Here is a 20,099-nt window from a genome sequence, read left to right as displayed (position 1 = left end):
GGCTTCGTGTCGCGGCGCCGGCTAAATTGGGGTCTGGTCCTGCGCACCTGACCCCATCCTGAGTCACAGCACTTAATAGCGACAGCGCGTAAAATAACGCCACTTGCTCTTCGAAAGCCGCCATGTCCAACATCGAATCCCCCCAGACCATTACCATCACGCGTCCCGACGACTGGCACCTGCACCTGCGCGACGGCGCGGCGATGGCCAGCGTGCTGCCGCACAGCGCGCGCCAGTTCGCCCGCGCGATCGTGATGCCGAACCTGAAGCCGCCCGTCACCACCACCGCGATGGCAAGCGCCTACCGCGACCGTATCCTGGCCGCGCTCCCGGCGGACATGCAACGGGCGGCGAACCGCTTCGAGCCGCTGATGACGCTCTACCTGACCGACAACACCGAGCCGGACGAGATCCGCCGCGCGATGGACACGGGCTTCATCCACGCCGTGAAGCTGTACCCAGCCGGCGCCACCACAAATTCCGACGCCGGCGTCACCGACCTGGCGAAGTGCTACAAGACGCTCGAAGTGATGCAGGAACTCGGCATGCCCTTCCTGGTGCACGGCGAAGTGACGGACCAGGACATCGACCTGTTCGACCGCGAGGCCGTCTTCATCGAACGCGTGATGCGACCGCTGCGCCGTGACATGCCGGAGCTGAAGATCGTGTTCGAGCACATCACCACCAAGGACGCCGCGCAGTACGTGGCCGAAGCCGACGGCCCGATCGCCGCCACCATCACCGCGCACCACCTGCTGTACAACCGCAACGAGATCTTCAAGGGCGGCATCCGCCCGCACTATTACTGCCTGCCCGTGCTCAAGCGCGAAGAGCACCGCCTCGCGCTGATGACGGCTGCCACCAGCGGCGACGAGCGCTTCTTCCTCGGCACCGACTCGGCGCCGCACGCGATCGGCGCCAAGGAGACTGCCTGCGGCTGCGCCGGCTGCTACACCGCGCTGCACGCGATGGAGATGTATGCCGAAGCCTTCGACCGCGCCGGCGCGCTCGACAAGCTCGAAGCCTTCGCCAGCTTCTACGGCCCGGACTTCTACGACCTGCCGCGCAACGAAGGCACCGTCACGCTCAAGCGCGAATCGTGGACTCTGCCGGCCACCGTGGCGCTGGGCGAATCCGCGCTGGTGCCGCTCAACGGCGGTGAGCAAATCAACTGGAAGATGCTGTAACGCCGATGCTGCCCGAAATCGACTGGGGCCGGCCGTGGTACGACGCGGTGCGGCCAGCGTTCGAGCGGCTGGACTTTGCCGGCGGCGACCTGATCGCGGCCTTCAACGCCGGCGCGGGCGGACTGCATAACGCTGCCGGCCAGCCCCTGCGATTCGTGCCGCAGGCCGAGCTGCCGGAAGGGCGCGCGTATGAGGAATTCATCGGCGCCACCGGCTGCGTGCCCACGCGCGAGAACCTGCACGACTTCTTCAACGCGCTGGTGTGGCTGACCTTCCCGCGCATCAAGCGCCAGCTCAACGCCTTGCAGGCGGCGCAGATCGCGCTGGCCGGCGTGGGCAAGTCGCGCGGCGCCGCACGCGACGCCGCCACCATCTACGACGAGAACTCGGCGCTGCTGGTGGTGCGCGATTCCGATGAAGGCCGCGCGCTGGTCGACGCCTTGCGCGGCCATCGCTGGCAGGAAGCGTTCTGCCAGCGCCGCGCGCAGTTCGGCCGCGACGCGCAGGTATGGCTGTTCGGCCACGCGCTGATGGAAAAGCTGGTCGCGCCGCGCAAGGCGATCACCGCGCACACCCGCGTGATCTTCGCCGGCGACGACTATTTTGCGCTGGCTCCCGAAGCGCGGCGCGCGTGGATCGACAAGCACGAATCGCTGGCGCTGGCCGGCGAGCCGCTCGATACTTCTTGCTTCACGCCGCTGCAGGTGCTGGGAGTGCCCGGCTGGTGGCCGGGGCAGGATGACGATTTTTATGCCGACACCAGCGTGTTTCGCCCGAAGCGCGCTGCCTGAACGAGGAGTAAGGCGATGGACGAAGTGCGCTGGGGGATTCTCGGGACGGGCAAGATATCGCGCGCGTTTGCCGAGGCGCTGAAGGACACGCCGGGCGCCGTGCTGGCGGCGGTGGCGTCGCGCGGCATCGACGGCGCGCAGGACTTCGCGCGCGAATTCGGCGCCGCGGCCGCCTACGGTACCTACCAGGAGCTGGCCGACGCCGCCGATGTCGACATCGTCTACATCGGCACGCCGCACCCGATGCACGCCGAGAACGCGTTGATGGCGCTGCGCGCTGGGAAGGGCGTGCTGTGCGAGAAAGCGTTCACGATGAACCGGCGCGAGGCCGGGGAAGTGGTGGCGCTGGCGCGCGAGAAGCGGCTGTTCCTGATGGAGGCGATGTGGACGCGCTTCATGCCGGCGCTGGCCGAAGTGCGCCGCATCATCGCCTCCGGCGAAATCGGCCGTGTGCACCAGGTCAGCGCCGATTTCGGCTTTACGGCGACGCAGGGGCCGGAGCACCGCATCTTCAATCCCGTGCTGGGCGGCGGTGCGCTTCTCGACCTTGGCATCTACCCACTGTCGATCGCGGCGGCATTGCTGGGTCCCGTCGCATCGGTGCGCGCGCTGTCGGAAATGGGCCCCACTGGCGTCGACATCCAGACCGCCTTCACGCTGCGGCACGAGAACGGCGCGCTGTCGGCATGCAGCTGTTCGCTGCGCGCGCGCACGCCCTGCGAGCTGACCGTGTCCGGGGAGCTGGGCCATGTGCGGATGAACACCATGTTCCACCGCGCGAACTCGATCAGCGTGGCGCTGGCCGACGGCAGCGCGCGCACGGTGGACACGCCGTTCATCGGCAATGGCTACGCGCACGAAGCGATCGAGGCGCAGCGCTGCTTCAGGGCCGGCCTGATCGAAAGTCCCGGTATGACGCACGAGGAAACGATGGCGCTGATGGGCGTGATGGACGACATCCGCGAACAAATCGGCCTGCGCTACCCGGCCGACGGCGGCGCCGCGAGCGGCTAAGTTGCCAAAAAAATATATTGCACAAAGTGAATGATGTTGGGTTTACAATTGTCGCGGCAGGGGCTCCGTCCGTTCGGGAGCCGCTTGCGCGAGACCAGGGCGCACCCATGCGCGCCTGGAACGGTTGAAACGTCTCCATCAAGGGCACTTCGTGAATACACGTCTTTCCGCACTCCTGATTTCCGCCACCTTCCTTCTGACTGCGTGCGCTTCGGCGCCGCAACTGCCGCTGCCGGTCGCTCCGCAGGCGTTTGCCGCCCCGGCGAACAACTACGGCGTGGTCCTCGCCAAGATGCCGGTCGTCGATACCCAGTTTCCGGGCGCGAGCTGCCTGCTGTGCCTTGCGGCGGCCTCCGTCGCCAATTCGGACCTGACGAAATACACCAAGACGCTCCCCGCGGACGACCTGGCGGGCCTGAACAAGCAGGTGGCCGAAGTACTCAAGAAGCGCGGCGCCAAGGTCACGATGATCGACCAACTGGACCTGAGCGCTCTGCCGGACAGCGGCAAGGGCGTGAATTTCGCCTACAAGGATTTCAGCAGCCTGAAAGCCAAGTACAACATCGACAAGCTGGTCGTCGTCAACTTCAGGACGGTAGGTATCGAGCGTACCTATGCCGCCTATATCCCGAATGGCGATCCGAAGGCGACCATTGTCGGCGAAAGCTATATCGTCAACCTGAACGACAATTCGCTCGAGTGGTTCCAGCGGATTACTGCCATGAAGGCATCGGACGGCAAGTGGGATGAGCCGCCGAAGTTCCCGGGCCTGACCAACGCTTACTACCAGGTAATCGAACTGGCCAAGGACAGTGTCCTGACGCCGCTGGCGCAGTGAGATTGACCATGGCCAGGCCAGTTGAATTGCGAGGCGGCGCTTCGCGGTGCGCCTTGCTCGGCGCCGCGCTGCTGCTGTTCCTGGCCACTGCGAATGCGCTCGCGGCGGAACCGGCGCGCCGATTATGCCTGCGCGGCCCGGTCGCCGAGCCGGTCGTGTTTCACGGCGCGCTCAATTACGACAAGGCCGGAAGCGGCGCCGGGGCGATGATGTATCCGGCGCCCGGCCTGGTCGGGATGCTGGCGGCGGTCGCGACGCATGCGGCCATCAGCGGCGGGATGCGCGAGAGCGAAAAGCAGAAGATGCGCGACGAAGCAGACAAGGTCCTGTTGCCTTACCGGCCAGCGCTGGCGAACTACGGGCACCAGGAACTGATGCTTGCCTCCCTCGCCGAAATGAAAACCGCCGGCGACAAGCATCTGCTGCCTGCCGCGGCTCCCTGCGCGGAAGGCGAAGTGGTCGCCGACGGCGTCCCTTCCTTCTTCATGACCCAGGACCAGCGCGCGCTGATCCTGGAAAACGCCATTTCGATACAGGGCGCGGGCGCCAGGCCGTACCAGAAGATCATCCGGGTGATCTCGCCGGCACAGGACGAGGGCGCGGGCGTGGCGGCCTGGTTCAATGACAGGGAAAACCTGCTCAGGAAAGTCAGCGCGCGGATGGTTGCGCAGTCGCTCGATATCGCGCTGGCCGACGCACAAGCCGCCGGCGAACCTTCGGATCCGTTCAAGACCGTGCGCTACAACGAAGGCGGGGCGGAGCGGATGGAGCGCGCACAGGTGATCAGTGACCAATGCGGCCAGCTGGTGCTGCGCACCTTGCGCGGCAACCTGATCGCGGTCCCGAGCAAGGCGCCGCAGGCGCCGGCAGCAGGCTGTCCCGCAGCCGCGCTCTGAGTGACACGCCTGTGGCAAGGCCGGCAGAATCCGAGCAGCATCAACATTACATTTGTGTAATGTTGATGCGTCCATACGGCTTGTAAATTATAATCATTCTCATTTAGAGATTTCCTTAGGGAAATAAAATTCTTTTTGAGAGCCCCTGTCATGCGTAAAAACTTCGTCGCGACCGCGGTCGTCGCCGCCTTCCTCACTTCACCGCTGGTCGCCCAGGCCACCGAGGCCGAGCTCCTGGCCCGCATCGAAAAACTGTCGGCCGAACTGGAGGCGGTCAAGGCCGAACTGAAGGCGGGGGCGCAAAAGACCGCGGCTGTCGAACAGCGGCAGCAGCAAATCGAGGCGCCGGCCGCCGCGGCGGCGAGCGCCCCGGCCACGGTGATCGGCGGCTACGGCGAGATCAACTACAATCGCCCGACCCGCAACCCGGCGGGCGCGCAGACCGATGTGCGCCGCGCCGTCATCGGCATCGAGCACCGGTTCGACGAGCGCACCAAGCTCGTGTCCGAATTCGAATGGGAGCACGCGATCGCATCGGCCGGCGACCAGGGCGAAGCCGCGATCGAACAGCTGTACGTGGAGCGCCAGTTCGGCAACGGCATGCGCGGCAAGGCGGGCCTGTTCCTGATCCCTGCCGGCCTGCTCAACACCAGCCACGAGCCGACCGCGTTCTACGGCGTCGAGCGCAACTTCGTCGAAACCGCGATCATTCCGAGCACCTGGCGCGAAGCGGGCGTGGGCCTGTCGGGCGATTTCGGCGAGGGCTTCACCTGGGACACCGGGCTGACCACCGGATTCGACCTGTCGAAGTGGGACGCCGCATCGGAAGAAGGCCGCGAATCGCCGCTCGGCAGCATTCACCAGGAAGGCCAGTTGGCCAAGTCGCGCCATCTGTCGGTGCACGGTGCGCTGAACTGGCGCGGCGTGCCGGGCCTGCTGCTGGGAGGCTCGGTCTTCACCGGCAAGGCAGGGCACGACACAGCGGGTTTCGCCGCGCCCGACGCGCGCATCTCCGTGTGGGACCTGCATGGCCGCTACACGCCTGGCCTGTGGGACCTGTCCGCGGTCTATGCGCGCGGCCGCATCGCCAACATCGCCGCCCTGAACGCCTCGTTCGGCGACGAGCCGGCGCCGGTGCCAAGCAGTTTCGCGGGCTGGTACTTGCAGGCCGCTTACCAGTCCTTCAAGTCGGGCGACATCGCATTGAACCCATTCGTTCGTTACGAGCAGTTCAACACCGCCAGCAGCTTCACCAATCAGGCCACGCCGGACGCCGATCACAAGGTCGGCACTGTGGGCGCCAATTTGCGCATCGGCGAAGGTGTTGTGCTCAAGGCGGATTATCAGAAGTTCCGCGGCGACAGTGCGCGCGACCGCCTGAACCTCGGCGTCGGCTTCTCCTACTAAGGAAAACGCGATGAACGTGCTTCGATACCTGCCGGTGCTTGCCGCCGCCTCCGCCGCGCCGGCCTTCGCCGTGCAGTATCTGAGTGTCGAACAGGCGCAAAAGCTGATGTTCCCGGACGCCACCGCATTTCGTGAGCAGAATCTCGCGCTGTCGTCGAGCCAGATGCGCGAGGTCGAGAAGCTTTCCGGCCTGCCGGCGCGGTCGGTAGCGTGGCGGGTGTTTGGCGCGTACCGGGGCGACACGGCGATCGGCTTCGTGGTGCTCGATGACGTGATCGGCAAGTTCGAGCTGATTTCGTATGCGGTCGGCCTCAATACCGATGCCTCCATCCGCCAGGTCGAGATCCTGGCGTATCGCGAAAGCCACGGCGGAGAGATTCGCAATCCCGCCTGGCGCCGGCAGTTCGTCGGCAAGCGCGCGCCCGCGGGCCTGTCGATCGGCGAGGGCATCGCCAACATCAGCGGCGCGACCTTGTCGTGCACGCACCTGACCGACGGCGTGCGCCGCATCGCCGCGATCGGACAGCTGCTGGTAAAAAAATGAGACGGCGCGCGCAGCCCTGGCTGGGAACACTGGTCGAGGTGACGCTGGCGCAAGGACTGGCCGATGCCGATGCGGATGCGGCCATCGCGACCGCGTTCGAGCGCGTCGCGCTCGTGCACCGTTTGATGAGTTTTCATGAGACCGGCAGCGACGTGTCGCGGTTCAACCGCGCGCAAGCCGGTGAAGTCCTGGCGGTGCACCCCCTGACCTGGCAGGTGCTCAAGCTGGCCAGCGAGATCGCCGAAGCGTCGGAGCGCGCGTTCAACGTCGCCTGCGCGCCGAACCTGGTCGCGTGGCGCTTGCTGCCCGCACCGGCGGTCGGGGGGCCGACATTCGTTCCGGGCGTCGCGGTGTATTCCTGCGAAGAGGATGGGCAGGTGCGCAAGCTCGCGCCGGCGTGGATCGACCTTGGCGGAATCGCAAAAGGTTTCGCTGTCGATTGCGCCGTCGAGGCGTTGCAGGCCGCGGGCGCGCTGGCCGGCTGCGTCAATGCGGGCGGCGACCTGCGTGCTTTCGGTCCGCTTGCGTTTCCCGTGCTGGTGCGCGCGCCGCACGACCCGCGCCGGTTTTCCGAATCCCTGCAATTGCGCGACCGCGCGATGGCGACGTCCGCCGGCTATTTCTCGCGCGGCAGCGTGGCAGGACGTACAGTCAGCGCGCTGGTCGACGGCCGCGACGGCGCCGCGATTGTCGATACCGTCAGCGCGACCGTCAGCGCCACCCGTTGCGCCGTGGCCGACGCGCTCACCAAGGTCGTGCTGGCGACACGAGATCCAGGCCACCCCGCGCTTGCCGCGTTCGGCGCCGACGTCATGCTGCGCTGCCATTCACCCCAATCACACAATGACGCATAAACACACTGCCAACCACGCGCGACACCACATCAACCTTCGCCTCGAGCGCTGGCACCGCCGATGCGTGTACGCCAGCGGCGCGGCATTGCTGATCAGCGGAGCGGCCTGGCTCATCGCTCGGTTTTTCCTGCGCGCGCAGGGCCAGTTCGGCGAGTCGGTCAGCCCGATCGAGCCGTGGGCCATGAAGCTGCACGGCGCCGCCGCGATGGTCATGCTGTTCTTCCTCGGCAGCCTGATGAACGGCCATATCCGGCGCGCGCTCAAGAGCCGTCGCAACCTGGTGTCGGGATGGTCGATGATCACGACGTTCCTGCTGCTGGTTGTCAGCGGATTCGGCTTGTATTACCTGGCTGGCGAAAGCGATCGCAGCGTGTGGTCGGCGCTGCACTGGATCATTGGCCTCGGCGGCGCGCTGCTGCTTGTCGTACACATACGGCTCGGCCGCGCGGAGCGCTTACGCGCTTAGTCCCATGCGTTGCGCCGCGTCGAACACTGCCTGCAAAAACTGTTGGTCGCGGGCCGCCATTTCACACCTTCAAATTGCTGAGATGCCGCGAAAAAATCACGTTAATTCAGATACTTAGTCTGGTTTCGCCGGACTGGCACGGGTCATGCTGTATGGGGGATGTGGGCGTCGAAGCCCGCGCCTCCGAAACCCGACCTGAAAGGAATTATCGTGAACATCCACAAAAACATGGAAGTGATTTTCGTGACCGCGCTGGCTACCGTTAGCCTGGGAAGCTGGCTGCTCGACAGCCTGCCGGCCGCGCAGGCAGGAGCGAAGCCGGTGCCGGTGGCCCGCAACATCGCCACGCCAACCAGCATGGCGGTCGTGATCATCAAGGCGCCACGAGTGCGCAACGCCGATTGAACGCTCAGCCGAAGTTCGCGCGTGCCGCATCCAGGCGCCTGAACAGGTCCTGGTGCTGGCCGCGGGTGTGCCTGGTCATGTGCTTGCGCGCGTGGTCGAGTTCCTTGAGCTCGCGCTCGGCCAACGGACGCTGGCCCTGTTCGATCGCCCACAGCGCCAGTCCGGCGCGCGCTTCGACGCTGCCGAAGCGCTGCACCAGCATCTCGTACTCGACGCCGGCTTCGTCCTTGCGGCCGGCGGCCGTGTAAGCGCTGGCCAGCAGGAGGCCAATTTCCTGCGGACGGAAGTTGGGCTGGGTCGCGCGCAGCGACACCAAGAGGCCGATCGCGGGCCGCGGCTGACCGTTCGCCAGCTTCGCGCGCGCCGCGCCCAGGTTGATCTCGGCGTCGTTGGCGAAGGGGCCGCGCAGGCAGGCGTCGTACTGCTCGACCGCCTGTGCCACCTGGCCGGCGGCCAGCAGCGCTTGCGCCAGTTGCATCTGGTTGTGCGCCGTCGGCGTCAGGTCGAAGGCCTGCTGGGCCTCGCGGAGTTCGCGCCCCGGGTTCAGGGTTTTCTGGATGGCCGCGCCGGCCTGGCGCGCGCCACGTTCGATGCGCGAATGGGGCAGGAACACCACCGCGAAATAGACGATGCTGCCCAACAACGGAAACATGAAAAGGATGAACAGCCAATACAGCTCGCGCCCCGTGCGCACTGCATGGATCGCGAAAAACACGGCGACGAGGATGTGAAGTCCGATTCCGAAAATGGGCATGCGATTACCTGTGTAACGACGGCACTTGAATGGGCGACAAGCATACCTGCAATAACCGGTCGAAAACTATTGAATAATCACACTGTCGTTGTCAGCCCTTGTCGTTAAAATCGCGACAGGAATGAATGTATTTACGCCGCGATTCTGCGGGCGGGAGCTAGACCTTCAGGAATTCCTCTTTGCCGCCGAGCCAGCGCGCCAGGTGCGCTTCGACCACCTCGTCGTCCGATTCGTGCAGCAGGTTGTGCGCGACGTCGCGCGCCTGCTCGACCAGCCACTGGTCGGTCTCCAGGTCGGCGAAGCGCAGCATGGCCTGTCCCGACTGGCGTGCGCCGAGGAATTCGCCGGGGCCGCGGATCTCCAGGTCGCGCCGCGCGATCTCAAAGCCGTCGGTGGTTTCGCGCATCGTCATCAGGCGCTGTTTCGCCACACCGCCCAGCGGGCTTTGGTACAGCAGCAGGCAGACACTGGCCGCCGAGCCGCGCCCGACCCGGCCGCGCAGTTGGTGCAGCTGCGACAGGCCGAACCGCTCGGCGTGCTCGATCACCATCAGCGACGCATTCGGCACGTCCACGCCCACCTCGATCACGGTGGTCGCCACCAGCACCTGCACCTCGTTGGCCGCGAACGCATCCATCACTTCCTGCTTCTCGGCGGGCTTGAGGCGGCCGTGCACCAGTCCCACCTGCAGGTCGGGCAGCGCCTCGGCCAGCATCGCGTGGGTGTCGGTCGCGGTCTGCAGCTGCAGCGCTTCCGATTCCTCGATCAGCGGGCAGACCCAGTACACCTGGCGGCCTTCGAGCGCGGCGGCGTGCACGCGTTCGATGACTTCGTCGCGCCGGTTCTGGTCGATCGCGCGCGTAACGATGGGACTGCGGCCCGGCGGCAGCTCGTCGATGATCGACACCTCCAGGTCGGCGTAGTAGGTCATCGCCAGCGTGCGCGGGATCGGCGTGGCCGACATCATCAGCTGGTGCGGCGTCTTGCCGTTGCTGCCCTTGTTGCGCAAGGTGAGGCGCTGGCCGACGCCGAAGCGGTGCTGCTCGTCGACGATGACCAGTCCCAGCTTCGCAAAGTTGACGGTGTCCTGGATCAGCGCGTGGGTGCCGATCACCAGCTGCGCCTCGCCCGATTCGACCAGCGCGGTGGCGGCGGCCTTGTCCTTCTTTTTCAGGCTGCCGGTCAGCCACGCCACCTTCACGCCGAGCGGCTCCATCCACGCCGCGATCTTGCGGAAGTGCTGGTCGGCCAGGATCTCGGTGGGCGCCATCAGCGCGGCCTGGTAGCCGCTGTCGATCGCCTGCGCGGCGGCCAGCGCGGCGACCACGGTCTTGCCGCTGCCGACGTCGCCCTGCAGCAGGCGCTGCATCGGATACGGCTGGCGCAGGTCGGCGCGAATTTCCTTGAGCACGCGGGCCTGCGCGCCGGTCAGCTGGAATGGCAGGATCGCGGTGAACGTTTCGGTCAGCGTGCCCATCGTCTTGATCACCGGCGCCCCCTTGGCGCGGCGCGCACGCTGCGCGCGCTTGAGCGAGAGCTGCTGGGCCAGCAGTTCGTCGAACTTCATGCGCACCCAAGCCGGATGCGAGCGGTCCATCAGCGCGTTCTCGTCGATCTCCTGCGGCGGCGTGTGCAGCAGCCGCACGGACGGCTCGAAGTTCGACAGGTTCATCGCCGCCAGCAGCTTGGGCGGCAGCGTGTCCTGCCAGTCGATGCGCTTCATCGCGTCGCCGATCGCGCGCCGCAGGATCGCCTGCGACAAGCCTTCGCCGGAGGGGTAGACTGGCGTAAGCACGGTGGGCAGCGGAGCGCCTTCGTTGATGACTTTATAAGCGGGGTGCACCATCTCCGCGCCGAAGAATCCATGCTTGAGTTCCGCTCGGGCGCGCACGCGGGTGCCTTCGGCCAGCTGCTTGACCTGGCTGCCGTAGAAGTTCATGAAGCGCAGCAGCAGGTCGCCGGTTTCGTCGGCGATGGTCACGAGCAGCTGGCGGCGCGGCCGGAAGCTGATTTCGTTCTTGGTGACGACGCCCTCGACCTGCGATACGTGGCCGCCGCGCAGGCAGGCTTCGCGGATCGAGACGACCTGGGTTTCGTCTTCGTAGCGCATCGGCAGGTGCAGCACCAGGTCCATGTCGGTGCGCAGTCCCAGCTTCGCTAGCTTGCTTTCGTTGGTTTTTGGCGCAGGTTTCGGTTTGGATGCTGGCATTGTGGCGATTTCGCGGGGCAAGTGGCGTAAAATAGAGGGTTGCCTTGCGCTTGTAAGCCCTATTGTAAGGCCCCTGAACCCCATTTTTCCAGAATTAGCAGAATGTACTCGCTTTCCGATTTCGATTTCGACCTGCCGCCCGAGCGCATCGCGCAGACCCCGCTGCCCGACCGCAGCGCCTCGCGCCTGCTGCAACTCGACGGCGACACCATCGTCGACCGCCAGTTCAGCGATATCGTCGACCTGCTCGAAGCGGGCGACCTGCTGGTCATGAACAATACCCGCGTGCTCAAGGCGCGCTTCTTCGGCGTCAAGGAATCCGGCGGCCAGGTCGAAGTGCTGGTCGAGCGCGTGCTCGACAACCGCACCGTGCTGGCCCAGGTGCGCGCCTCGAAGTCGCCCAAGCCGGGCAACCGCATCCGCCTGGCCGACGCGTTCGACGTCGTCGCCGGCGAGCGCGCGGGCGAGTTCTTCACCCTGACGTTCGAAGGCGACGTGTTCGAGCTGATCGAAGCGCACGGCCGCCTGCCGCTGCCGCCCTACATCGACCACGCCGCCGACGAATTCGACGAGCAGCGCTACCAGACCGTGTACTCGAAGGAGCCGGGCGCCGTCGCCGCGCCGACCGCCGGCCTGCACTTCGACGACGCGCTGCTGGCGAAGCTGGCCGCGAAGGGCGTCAACTTCGCGTACGTCACGCTGCACGTGGGCGCTGGCACCTTCCAGCCGGTGCGGGTCGAAGACCTCACCAAGCACAACATGCACACCGAGTGGTACACCGTGCCGCAGGAGGCCGTCGACGCGGTGAAAGCCGCCAAGGCTGCCGGCAAGGCCGTCGTCGCCGTCGGCACCACCAGCCTGCGCGCGCTCGAATCGGCGTCGCAGTCGGGCGAACTGGTGGCCGGCAGCGCCGACACCGCGCTGTTCATCACGCCCGGCTACACCTTCAAGACGGTCACGCGCCTAATCACCAACTTCCACCTGCCGAAGTCGACCCTGCTGATGCTGGTGTCGGCCTTCGCCGGCTATGAGCCGATCCGCAAGGCCTACGCCCACGCGATCGCCAGCGAATACCGCTTCTTCAGCTATGGCGACGCCATGCTGCTCACGACCCAATCACGTTAAGACTCCAATGCTCGAATTTACTCTACTCAAGACCGACACCAGCGGCCTGTCGCACGCGCGGCGCGGCCGCCTCAAGCTCAATCACGGCACCATCGAGACGCCGATCTTCATGCCGGTCGGGACCTACGGTTCGGTCAAGGCGATGGATCCGGACGAACTGAAGGCGGTCGGCTCGCAGATCATCCTGGGGAACACCTTCCACCTGTGGCTGCGCCCGGGCACCGAAGTGCTCAACAAGTTCGGCGGCCTGCACGGCTTCATGGGCTGGAACGGCCCGATCCTGACCGACTCCGGCGGCTTCCAGGTGTTCTCGCTGGGCGCGATGCGCAAGATCACGGAGGAGGGCGTCAAGTTCGCCTCGCCGATCGACGGCAGCAAGCTGTTCCTGTCGCCTGAAATCTCGATGCAGATCCAGCGCGCGCTGAACTCGGACATCGTGATGCAGTTCGACGAATGCACGCCGTACGAAATCGACGGCCGTCCCGCCACCAGCGAGGAAGCGGCCAAGTCGATGCGCATGTCGCTGCGCTGGGCGCAGCGCTCGATGAACGAATTCAAGGGCGGCGAGAATCCGAATGCGCTGTTCGGCATCGTCCAAGGCGGCATGTACGAGCACCTGCGCGACGAGTCGCTCGCGGGACTCGAGGACATCAACTTCCCGGGTATCGCGATCGGCGGCCTGTCGGTGGGCGAGCCGAAGGACGACATGATGCGCATGCTGGCGCACGTCGGCCCGAAACTGCCGGCCAACAAGCCGCATTACCTGATGGGCGTGGGCACGCCGGAAGACCTGGTGGCCGGCGTGGCGAACGGCGTCGACATGTTCGACTGCGTGATGCCGACCCGGAATGCGCGCAACGGCTGGCTGTTTACGCGCTTTGGCGACGTCAAGATCAAGAACGCGCGCTACAAGGACGATCCGGCGCCGCTGGACGAGAGCTGCGACTGCTACTGCTGCAAGAACTTCTCGCGGGCCTACCTGCACCACTTGCACCGCTCGCAGGAGATCCTGGGTGCGCGGCTCAATACCATCCACAACCTGCACTACTACCTGAAGCTGATGCAGGAGATGCGCGATGCGATCGACGCGGACGGCTTCCATGCGTTCCGCCTCAAGTTCAATGCGGACCGGGCGCGCGGGATCTGACGGAAGGATGGGGTCAGGTCCGCCGGACCTGTCCCCGGGGTTGACACCGACGCTTGCAAAAACAATTACAAGACCCACATGGCGAAAATGACTAGCCGCCTTCGCCCGGTGCTAGAATACAGCGCTGCTTTTTTAACCAAGTAAAACTAATAACTGGAGTAACTGTGTTCATTTCTAATGCTTACGCACAAACCGCCGGCACCGCCGCGGACGCCGGAACGATGGCCACCCTGACGTCCATCGCGCCGTTTATCCTGATGTTCGCGGTCATCTACTTCGTGATGATCCGCCCGCAGCAGAAGCGTGCAAAAGAGCAGAAGTCGATGATGGACGCGCTGGCCAAGGGCGATGAAGTGATCACCGCCGGCGGCATCCTGGGCAAGGTCGCCAAGGTCAACGATACCTACATCACCGTCGAAGTGGCCGCCAATACCGAAATCGTGATCCAGAAGAGCGCGATCACCACGCTGCTGCCGAAGGGCACCCTGAAGTCGCTGTAAGCCTGCCGGGCGGCGTGCGCGCCGCTCCCGCCTGCTCACCATCACACGCTGGAACATTATGAATCGCTATCCCCTCTGGAAATATATCCTGATCGTCATCGCGCTGCTGTTCGGCGCGCTGTACACGGCGCCGAACTATTTCGGTGAATCGCCGGCGCTGCAAGTGACGACCGGCAAGACCACCATCAAGGTGAACGACGCCACCTCGGCCCAGGTCGCCGCGGCGTTGAAACAGGAGGGGATTGCGCCCGACCGCATCAGCCTCGACGGCCAGGGCGCCGGCACCTCGGTGCGCGTGCGCTTCCCGACCACCGACGCCCAGTTCAAGGCCAAGCTGGCGCTGGAACGCGACCTGAACCGCGACCCGACCGATCCGGACTACATCGTCACCGTCAACCTGGTGAAGAACACCCCGGCCTGGATGCAGGCGATCCGCGCGCTGCCGATGAACCTCGGCCTGGACTTGCGCGGCGGCGTGCACTTCCTGATGCAGGTCGACGCCAACGGCGTGCTCGACAACAAGATCAAGGGCCTGCAGGCCACGTCGCGCAGCGTGTTGCGCGACAAGAACGTGCGCCACGCCGGCATCGAGCGCGTGGGCAACACCATCGTCATCAAGTTCCGCGACGCGGAAACCCGTTCGCGCGCGCACGACGTGCTGGCCGGCCAGGTGGCCGACCTGGCGTTCGCCGACGCGGCCGACGGCGCCGACCTGAAACTGGTGGTCTCGCTCAAGCCGGAAGCGCTCAAGCGCATCGTCGAAGAAGGCGTCAAGCAGAACATCACCACGCTGTCGAAGCGGATCAACGAACTGGGGGTGTCCGAGCCGATCATCCAGCAGCAGGGCGCCGACCGCATCCTGATCCAGTTGCCGGGCGTGCAGGACGTGGCGCGCGCCAAGGACATCATCGGCCGCACGGCGACGCTGGAGATGCGCATGGTCGACGAGTCGATCACCCCGGGCACCGAAACCACCGCCGCCATTCCGCTGAACTCGGAACTGTTCACCGTCGGCACCGGCGCGCCGGTCGTGCTGTACAAGGACGTCAACCTGACCGGCGAATACATTTCCGGCGCCGCCGCGAGCTTCGACCAGAACCAGCAGCCGGCCGTCAGCATCGACCTGAACGGCGACGGCGGACGCAAGATGCGCGAAGCGACCCGCGAGCGCATCGGCAAGAAAATGGCGATCCTGCTCAAGGAAAAGGGCAAGTACATGGTGGCCTCGGTGGCGACCATCCAGAGCGAACTGGGCAGCACGTTCCAGATCTCCAACATGGGCACCGCCGAGCGCGCCAACGAACTGGCGCTGCTGCTGCGCTCCGGCGCACTGTCGGCGCCGATGGAATTCGTCGAAGAGCGCGTGATCGGGCCGCAACTGGGCGCCGAGAACATCGCCAAGGGCCTGTACTCGACCGTGTACGGCTTCGTCGCGATCGCGATCTTCATGATCATCTACTACCAGCTGTTCGGTTTCTTCAGCGTGCTGGCGCTGGCCTGCAACCTGTTCCTGCTGCTGGCCCTGCTGTCGATCATGCAGGCGACCCTGACCCTGCCGGGTATCGCCGCTATCGCGCTCGCGCTCGGCATGGCGATCGACGCCAACGTGCTGATCAACGAGCGCATCCGCGAGGAACTGCGTGGCGGTAACACGCCGCAGGCGGCGATCGCGGCCGGCTTCGACCGCGCCTGGGCCACCATTCTCGACTCCAACGTCACCACGCTGATCGTCGGCCTGGCGCTGCTGGTGTTCGGTTCCGGCGCCGTGCGCGGCTTTGCCGTGGTGCACTGCCTCGGCATCCTGACCTCGATGTTCTCGGCGGTGTTCGTGTCGCGCGGCGTGGTCAACCTCTGGTATGGCCGCAAGAAGAAGCTTGGCAAGATTGCCATCGGCACCGTGTGGACGCCCGGCGTGGCTTCCATCAAGAAGTAATTAAGAAAGAGGATTCAAGATGGAATTTTTCAAGATCAAGCGGGATATCCCGTTCATGCGCCACGCGTTGATTTTCAACATCGTGTCGGCGCTGACCTTCGTCGCCGCGGTATTTTTCCTGTTCCACAAAGGCCTGCATCTTTCGGTCGAGTTCACCGGCGGCACCAAGCTGGAACTGCGCTATCCGCACGCCGCGGACCAGGAAAAAATCCGCGCCAGCCTGGTCAAGCTCGGCTACGAGCAGCCTGAAGTGACCAGTTTCGGCACCGCGCAGGACATCATGCTGCGCCTGCCGGTGCTCAAGGGCCAGTCCGGCGCCGACAGCTCGACCGCGGTGTTCAACGCCTTGTGCGCTTCCGAGAGCGGCACGCCGAAGCAGATCGACAGCGTCGGTCCGGGCGGCCAGCCGGTATCGAAACAAGGCTGCGTGAGCGCGGCCGGCGCCGAAGTGCTGACCCTGCAATCGAAGGACTTCGTCGGTCCGTCGGTGGGTGACGAGCTGGCGCAGAACGGCGTGAACGCGCTGGTCATGGTGGTGATCGGCGTGATGATCTACCTGGCGGTGCGCTTCGAATGGAAATTCGCGGTGGCGGCGATTGTCGCCAACTTGCACGACGTGGTGATCATCCTCGGCTTCTTCGCCTTCTTCCAGTGGGAATTCTCGCTGACCGTGCTGGCCGCGGTGCTGGCGGTGCTGGGTTACTCGGTCAACGAATCGGTGGTCATTTTCGACCGGATCCGCGAAAACTTCCGCAAGCAGCGCAAGGCGCCGGTGACCGAAGTGATCGACAATGCGATCACCAGCACCATCTCGCGCACGATCATCACCCACGGCTGTACCCAGATGATGGTGCTGTCGATGCTGTTCCTGGGCGGGCAGACGCTGCACTACTTCGCCATCGCGCTGACCATCGGTATCTGCTTCGGCATCTACTCGTCGGTATTCGTGGCCGCGGCGATCGCCATGTGGCTGGGCGTCAAGCGTGAAGACCTGATCAAGCCGGTCAAGGAAAAAGACGAAACGGACGGCGCGGTGGTGTAAGCGACCGGAAAGTTCAAAGGGAAGGGCAGCCGAGGTTGCCCTTTTTTTATTGCCGCACGTCGGGCATTTCTAACTATTTTCGATTTGTGTGGGCCAACGCACAGAAGAAGAGCCATCGGAAAACTATAGTGGAACTGTCTCTTTCAGGACATCCCTAGTTTTGGACTTAGGCCCGCTCTTTCGAGAGTGGGCATTTTTTTTGTGGAATGCTGTCTTCAGGTCGGATCGGGCGGCGTCGCGCAACGTCGGGGTCAGGTCCGGCGGACCTGACCCCAGGTGTCGGTCGCAGGCTTAAAACAGCGCTGCGCTCAGGCTGCTGACTTCTTCCGCCGATTCTTCGAGGATCGCGGCCAGGGTGCCGTCGCCGGTGACGAAGTCGATGGTGGCCGCCGATTGCAGCGTCGTCGCGCCGGCGCGCACGTGCAGCGGCGACGGCAGCGGCGCCAAGTCGTTGGCCAGCATCAGCGTGTCGCCAAGCGTTTCGGGCGGCAGCGCGCGCATGCCGTTCCACATGGCTTCGATGGCATCCATCACGGCTGGCGGCACGCCAAGCTTTTTCAGCACGCCGCGGCCAATTTCCATTTCGCCAAATTCAATCCATTCTTCCGGATCGCCATCGAGCAGGCCGGGAAACTCGGCCGCGCGCGACAGCAGGTAGAAACCGCCGACCTCGTGCACAATGCCGGCAAACAGTGCTGTTTCCGGATCGACATGGGTGACGCGCCGCGCGATCACTTGCGACAAGGCGGCGACGTGGGCGGAGTGCTTCCACAACTGGTCGGCCTTGGCGCGCAGGTCCGGTTGGGTAATCTTGCTGTCGAGCTGGCGGACGATGACTGCCGCCGCCAGCGCATTGAGGGTGCGAAATCCGACGCGCTGCACGGCGGCGCGCACATTGGTGACGTCGCTGCCGGAGCGCTTGTAAGCGGCCGAGTTGGCGATCGCCACCGTGCGCGCGGCCAGCAGCGGCTCGGCCTGCACCAGGCGGGCAGCCTCGTCCGCGTGCAGGTCCGGGTCACTCAGGGCGCGCTGCAGCTTGAGGGTGGCGTCGACGTTGGTCGGGAAGGTGAGCTCGCCGCGTCCTGCTTGGGCGGCAATGCTTTTGAAGGCTTCGAGTCTGTCCATGGGAAAAATTATACTCCCAATAAACGGACCGCCTGGCGTTAAAGCGTTCTCAAAAGCATCTTTTTTGCCACAGCGCTGGCGTGGATCAAGGCGCCGAGAAGATCGCGTCGCAGCCTTCCTGCGGATCTTCGGTGTCCTGCAGTTCGTCCACCAGGCCCAGGTCTTCCAGCTCTTCCACGGCATTCGTGTAGTTGTTGGCCTTGGGCGCGCCGATCAGGCGGTAGATCTGGCCGGCTTCGTTGCGCACGCCGATCAGCAGTTTTTCCTGGCGCACATCGGCGACGGACGCGACGTCCAGCAACAGGTTGCCGATGATTTGTTTATCGATCTTGGCCGGCGTGACGCCGTCGAGCAGGGCAGTTTTCATTGTTCTTCCTTGAAGGGTGAGGTTGAAGGGGAGTGGCCCGCGTGGGAGATCAGCTGCTTGAGCCTGGACAGGGCCTGGTCGATGGCGTCGAACTCGGCGTCGCTGCAGCCGGCGAACAGCTGCTTGCCGTGCGCCACCACCGTCGGGAACACCTCGCTGAACAGGGCGGCGCCGCTGGGCGTGAGGCTGACGAAGAACGAGCGCTTGTCGTCGCCGCTGCGGGTGCGCGCGACCAGGCCCTTCTGTTCCAGGCGGTCGATGACGCCCGTCAGGGTGCCCTTGGTGATCAGCGTGCGTTCGCCCAGTTCCTTGTAGGTCATCCCGGCCGTGTTGCCCAGGGTGGCGATGATATCGAACTGGGCGTGCGTGAGCCCGCACTGGCGCACCGACTCGCCCGAAAAGCGCTCGAAGCCCTGCATGCACTCCGCCAGCAAGCGGACACTGCGTAAGTATCGTTCCCCCATAAGCGATGATTATAGCTGGCCGCGCCTTGTTGCCGGAATGGCGCGTTCGCGTTTTATGGCCGAGGCAGTTACCATACGCCTATTATTATCAAATCGACGCCGAGACATTCATGACCCATCAGTTCCGCGGCATCCTCGCCCTGCTGCTCGTCACCCTGGTGTGGGGAACCACTTTTCCTGCCATGAAAGGGCTGACGCTGTATTTTTCGGCGCAATGGATCATCTTCATCCGCTTCGCGATCGCCGCGGTGCTGCTTTCGCCGTTCCTGTGGAAGCCGGGGCGCGACGACCTGGTGTCGGGCGGCCTGCTGGGCGTGCTGCTGTTCTTCTGCTACGTGTTCCAGGTCGAGGGGCTGGCGCTGACCACCTCCAACCGCAACGCCTTCATCTGCGGCCTGTCGGTGCTGGTGGTGCCGCTGCTGGGCCTGGCGTCGGGCAAGCTGCCGGAAAAGCGCATCGTGCTGGCGCTGGTGCTCGCCGTGGCGGGTCTGGCGGCGCTGTGCTGGGACGGCGGCGCATGGGGGCGCGGCGACACGCTGGCGCTGGCCAGTGCGTTCGCCTTTGGCCTGTACATCAAGATGATGGCATTCCGCACCCGGCGCGCGTCGCGCCTGATGACGCTCACCGCGATGCAGATCCTCACGGTCGCCCTGTGCGCGGCGATCTGGCTTCTGGCGCGCGAAGTGCCGCGCACCACCATCGACGCCAGCCAGGACTTTGCCAATTACTGGGAATACATCGGCCAGGGCCTGGCGACCTACACGCTCAAGCTGGTGTACCTGGGCGTGGTGGCGACGGCGGCGATCATCTCGCTGCAAAGCTGGGGCCAGTCGCGCGCGTCGGCCAATGAAGCGGCGGTGATCTACTCGTTCGAGCCGGCGGCGGCGGCCTTCTTCGCCTACTTCTGGCTGGGCGAGACGATGACGGCGCGCGGCTGGGTCGGCGCGGCGCTGCTGATCGCCGGCATGATCGTCAGCCAATGGAATGCGGCCACGCCGCGTCCGGCGGCCGCGCTCGCGCCCGAATAACGA

At 65.1% G+C, this 20,099-nt stretch carries 21 protein-coding genes; 16 read left to right on the top strand and 5 right to left on the bottom strand.

Annotated features, from left to right (window positions below; translation table 11 throughout):
* The first annotated feature begins 122 nt into the window (after positions 1–122).
* From pyrC to Q4S45_RS18765, 10 genes are all read left to right on the top strand, one after another.
* Positions 123–1,187, top strand: a complete 1,065-nt coding sequence (pyrC, locus tag Q4S45_RS18810; protein ID WP_305506942.1) for a dihydroorotase — start codon at positions 123–125, stop codon at positions 1,185–1,187.
* 5 nt (positions 1,188–1,192) lie between these two features.
* Positions 1,193–1,978: a DUF3025 domain-containing protein gene (locus Q4S45_RS18805; protein ID WP_305506940.1), complete on the top strand. Its 786-nt coding sequence runs from the start codon at positions 1,193–1,195 to the stop codon at positions 1,976–1,978.
* Between the two features lie 15 nt (positions 1,979–1,993).
* A complete protein-coding gene (locus Q4S45_RS18800) occupies positions 1,994–2,992 on the top strand; it encodes a Gfo/Idh/MocA family protein (protein WP_305506938.1) in 999 nt (332 codons plus the stop codon).
* A 151-nt stretch (positions 2,993–3,143) separates the two neighbouring features.
* Positions 3,144–3,830 carry a hypothetical protein gene (locus tag Q4S45_RS18795; protein WP_305506936.1) on the top strand — a complete coding sequence of 229 codons (687 nt, stop codon included), beginning with the start codon at positions 3,144–3,146 and terminating at the stop codon, positions 3,828–3,830.
* Positions 3,831–3,883: 53 nt separating this feature from the next.
* A complete protein-coding gene (locus Q4S45_RS18790; protein WP_305506934.1) occupies positions 3,884–4,726 on the top strand; it encodes a hypothetical protein in 843 nt (280 codons plus the stop codon).
* A 150-nt stretch (positions 4,727–4,876) separates the two neighbouring features.
* Positions 4,877–6,133, top strand: coding sequence for a hypothetical protein (locus Q4S45_RS18785; RefSeq protein WP_305506932.1), 1,257 nt, complete (start codon positions 4,877–4,879; stop codon positions 6,131–6,133).
* A 10-nt stretch (positions 6,134–6,143) separates the two neighbouring features.
* Positions 6,144–6,677, top strand: a complete 534-nt coding sequence (locus tag Q4S45_RS18780) for an FMN-binding protein (protein WP_305506930.1) — start codon at positions 6,144–6,146, stop codon at positions 6,675–6,677.
* Entirely contained in the window at positions 6,674–7,531 is an 858-nt protein-coding gene (locus Q4S45_RS18775; protein ID WP_305506928.1) for an FAD:protein FMN transferase, read from the top strand. Before Q4S45_RS18780 ends, Q4S45_RS18775 begins: the two co-directional genes overlap by 4 nt.
* Positions 7,521–7,997: a DUF4405 domain-containing protein gene (locus tag Q4S45_RS18770; protein WP_305506926.1), complete on the top strand. Its 477-nt coding sequence runs from the start codon at positions 7,521–7,523 to the stop codon at positions 7,995–7,997. Before Q4S45_RS18775 ends, Q4S45_RS18770 begins: the two co-directional genes overlap by 11 nt.
* A 210-nt stretch (positions 7,998–8,207) precedes the next feature.
* Positions 8,208–8,402, top strand: a complete 195-nt coding sequence (locus tag Q4S45_RS18765; protein WP_305506924.1) for a hypothetical protein — start codon at positions 8,208–8,210, stop codon at positions 8,400–8,402.
* Between the two features lie 4 nt (positions 8,403–8,406).
* On the opposite strand, the gene Q4S45_RS18760 is transcribed toward Q4S45_RS18765, so the two are convergent.
* Both Q4S45_RS18760 and recG read right to left on the bottom strand, forming a co-directional pair.
* A complete protein-coding gene (locus tag Q4S45_RS18760) occupies positions 8,407–9,156 on the bottom strand; it encodes a hypothetical protein (protein ID WP_305506922.1) in 750 nt (249 codons plus the stop codon).
* Between the two features lie 157 nt (positions 9,157–9,313).
* Entirely contained in the window at positions 9,314–11,365 is a 2,052-nt protein-coding gene (gene recG / locus Q4S45_RS18755; protein ID WP_305506920.1) for an ATP-dependent DNA helicase RecG, read from the bottom strand.
* Positions 11,366–11,467: 102 nt separating this feature from the next.
* Between recG and queA the strand changes: the two genes are divergently transcribed.
* The 5 genes from queA (at position 11,468) to secF (ending at position 17,112) form a co-directional block, all read left to right on the top strand.
* On the top strand, positions 11,468–12,490 hold the full coding sequence (gene queA / locus Q4S45_RS18750) for a tRNA preQ1(34) S-adenosylmethionine ribosyltransferase-isomerase QueA (RefSeq protein WP_305506918.1): 1,023 nt from the start codon (positions 11,468–11,470) through the stop codon (positions 12,488–12,490).
* A gap of 7 nt (positions 12,491–12,497) precedes the next feature.
* Positions 12,498–13,637 carry a tRNA guanosine(34) transglycosylase Tgt gene (tgt, locus tag Q4S45_RS18745; protein ID WP_305506916.1) on the top strand — a complete coding sequence of 380 codons (1,140 nt, stop codon included), beginning with the start codon at positions 12,498–12,500 and terminating at the stop codon, positions 13,635–13,637.
* A gap of 164 nt (positions 13,638–13,801) precedes the next feature.
* On the top strand, positions 13,802–14,137 hold the full coding sequence (yajC, locus tag Q4S45_RS18740; protein ID WP_305506914.1) for a preprotein translocase subunit YajC: 336 nt from the start codon (positions 13,802–13,804) through the stop codon (positions 14,135–14,137).
* A 58-nt stretch (positions 14,138–14,195) separates the two neighbouring features.
* Positions 14,196–16,070 carry a protein translocase subunit SecD gene (secD, locus tag Q4S45_RS18735; RefSeq protein ID WP_305506912.1) on the top strand — a complete coding sequence of 625 codons (1,875 nt, stop codon included), beginning with the start codon at positions 14,196–14,198 and terminating at the stop codon, positions 16,068–16,070.
* 19 nt (positions 16,071–16,089) lie between these two features.
* A complete protein-coding gene (gene secF / locus Q4S45_RS18730; RefSeq protein ID WP_305506910.1) occupies positions 16,090–17,112 on the top strand; it encodes a protein translocase subunit SecF in 1,023 nt (340 codons plus the stop codon).
* Between the two features lie 291 nt (positions 17,113–17,403).
* On the opposite strand, the gene Q4S45_RS18725 is transcribed toward secF, so the two are convergent.
* The 3 genes from Q4S45_RS18725 to Q4S45_RS18715 all read right to left on the bottom strand — a co-directional run bounded on the left by Q4S45_RS18725 (position 17,404) and on the right by Q4S45_RS18715 (position 19,023).
* Positions 17,404–18,237, bottom strand: a complete 834-nt coding sequence (locus tag Q4S45_RS18725) for an HDOD domain-containing protein (RefSeq protein WP_305506908.1) — start codon at positions 18,235–18,237, stop codon at positions 17,404–17,406.
* Positions 18,238–18,322: 85 nt separating this feature from the next.
* Positions 18,323–18,604, bottom strand: coding sequence for a hypothetical protein (locus Q4S45_RS18720; RefSeq protein ID WP_305506906.1), 282 nt, complete (start codon positions 18,602–18,604; stop codon positions 18,323–18,325).
* Positions 18,601–19,023: a MarR family winged helix-turn-helix transcriptional regulator gene (locus Q4S45_RS18715; protein ID WP_305506904.1), complete on the bottom strand. Its 423-nt coding sequence runs from the start codon at positions 19,021–19,023 to the stop codon at positions 18,601–18,603. The genes Q4S45_RS18720 and Q4S45_RS18715 overlap by 4 nt, the downstream gene beginning before the upstream one ends.
* A gap of 155 nt (positions 19,024–19,178) precedes the next feature.
* Here Q4S45_RS18715 and Q4S45_RS18710 point away from each other — a divergent pair, with 155 nt between their 5' ends.
* On the top strand, positions 19,179–20,096 hold the full coding sequence (locus Q4S45_RS18710) for a DMT family transporter (RefSeq protein WP_305506902.1): 918 nt from the start codon (positions 19,179–19,181) through the stop codon (positions 20,094–20,096).
* Positions 20,097–20,099 lie beyond the last annotated feature (3 nt).

It is taken from the genome of Massilia sp. R2A-15 (assembly GCF_030704305.1).
GTDB lineage: Bacteria > Pseudomonadota > Gammaproteobacteria > Burkholderiales > Burkholderiaceae_D > JAFCUW01.
The sequence above is the reverse complement of the archived record's forward strand: the minus strand, read 5'-3'. Positions and strand labels throughout refer to the sequence as shown.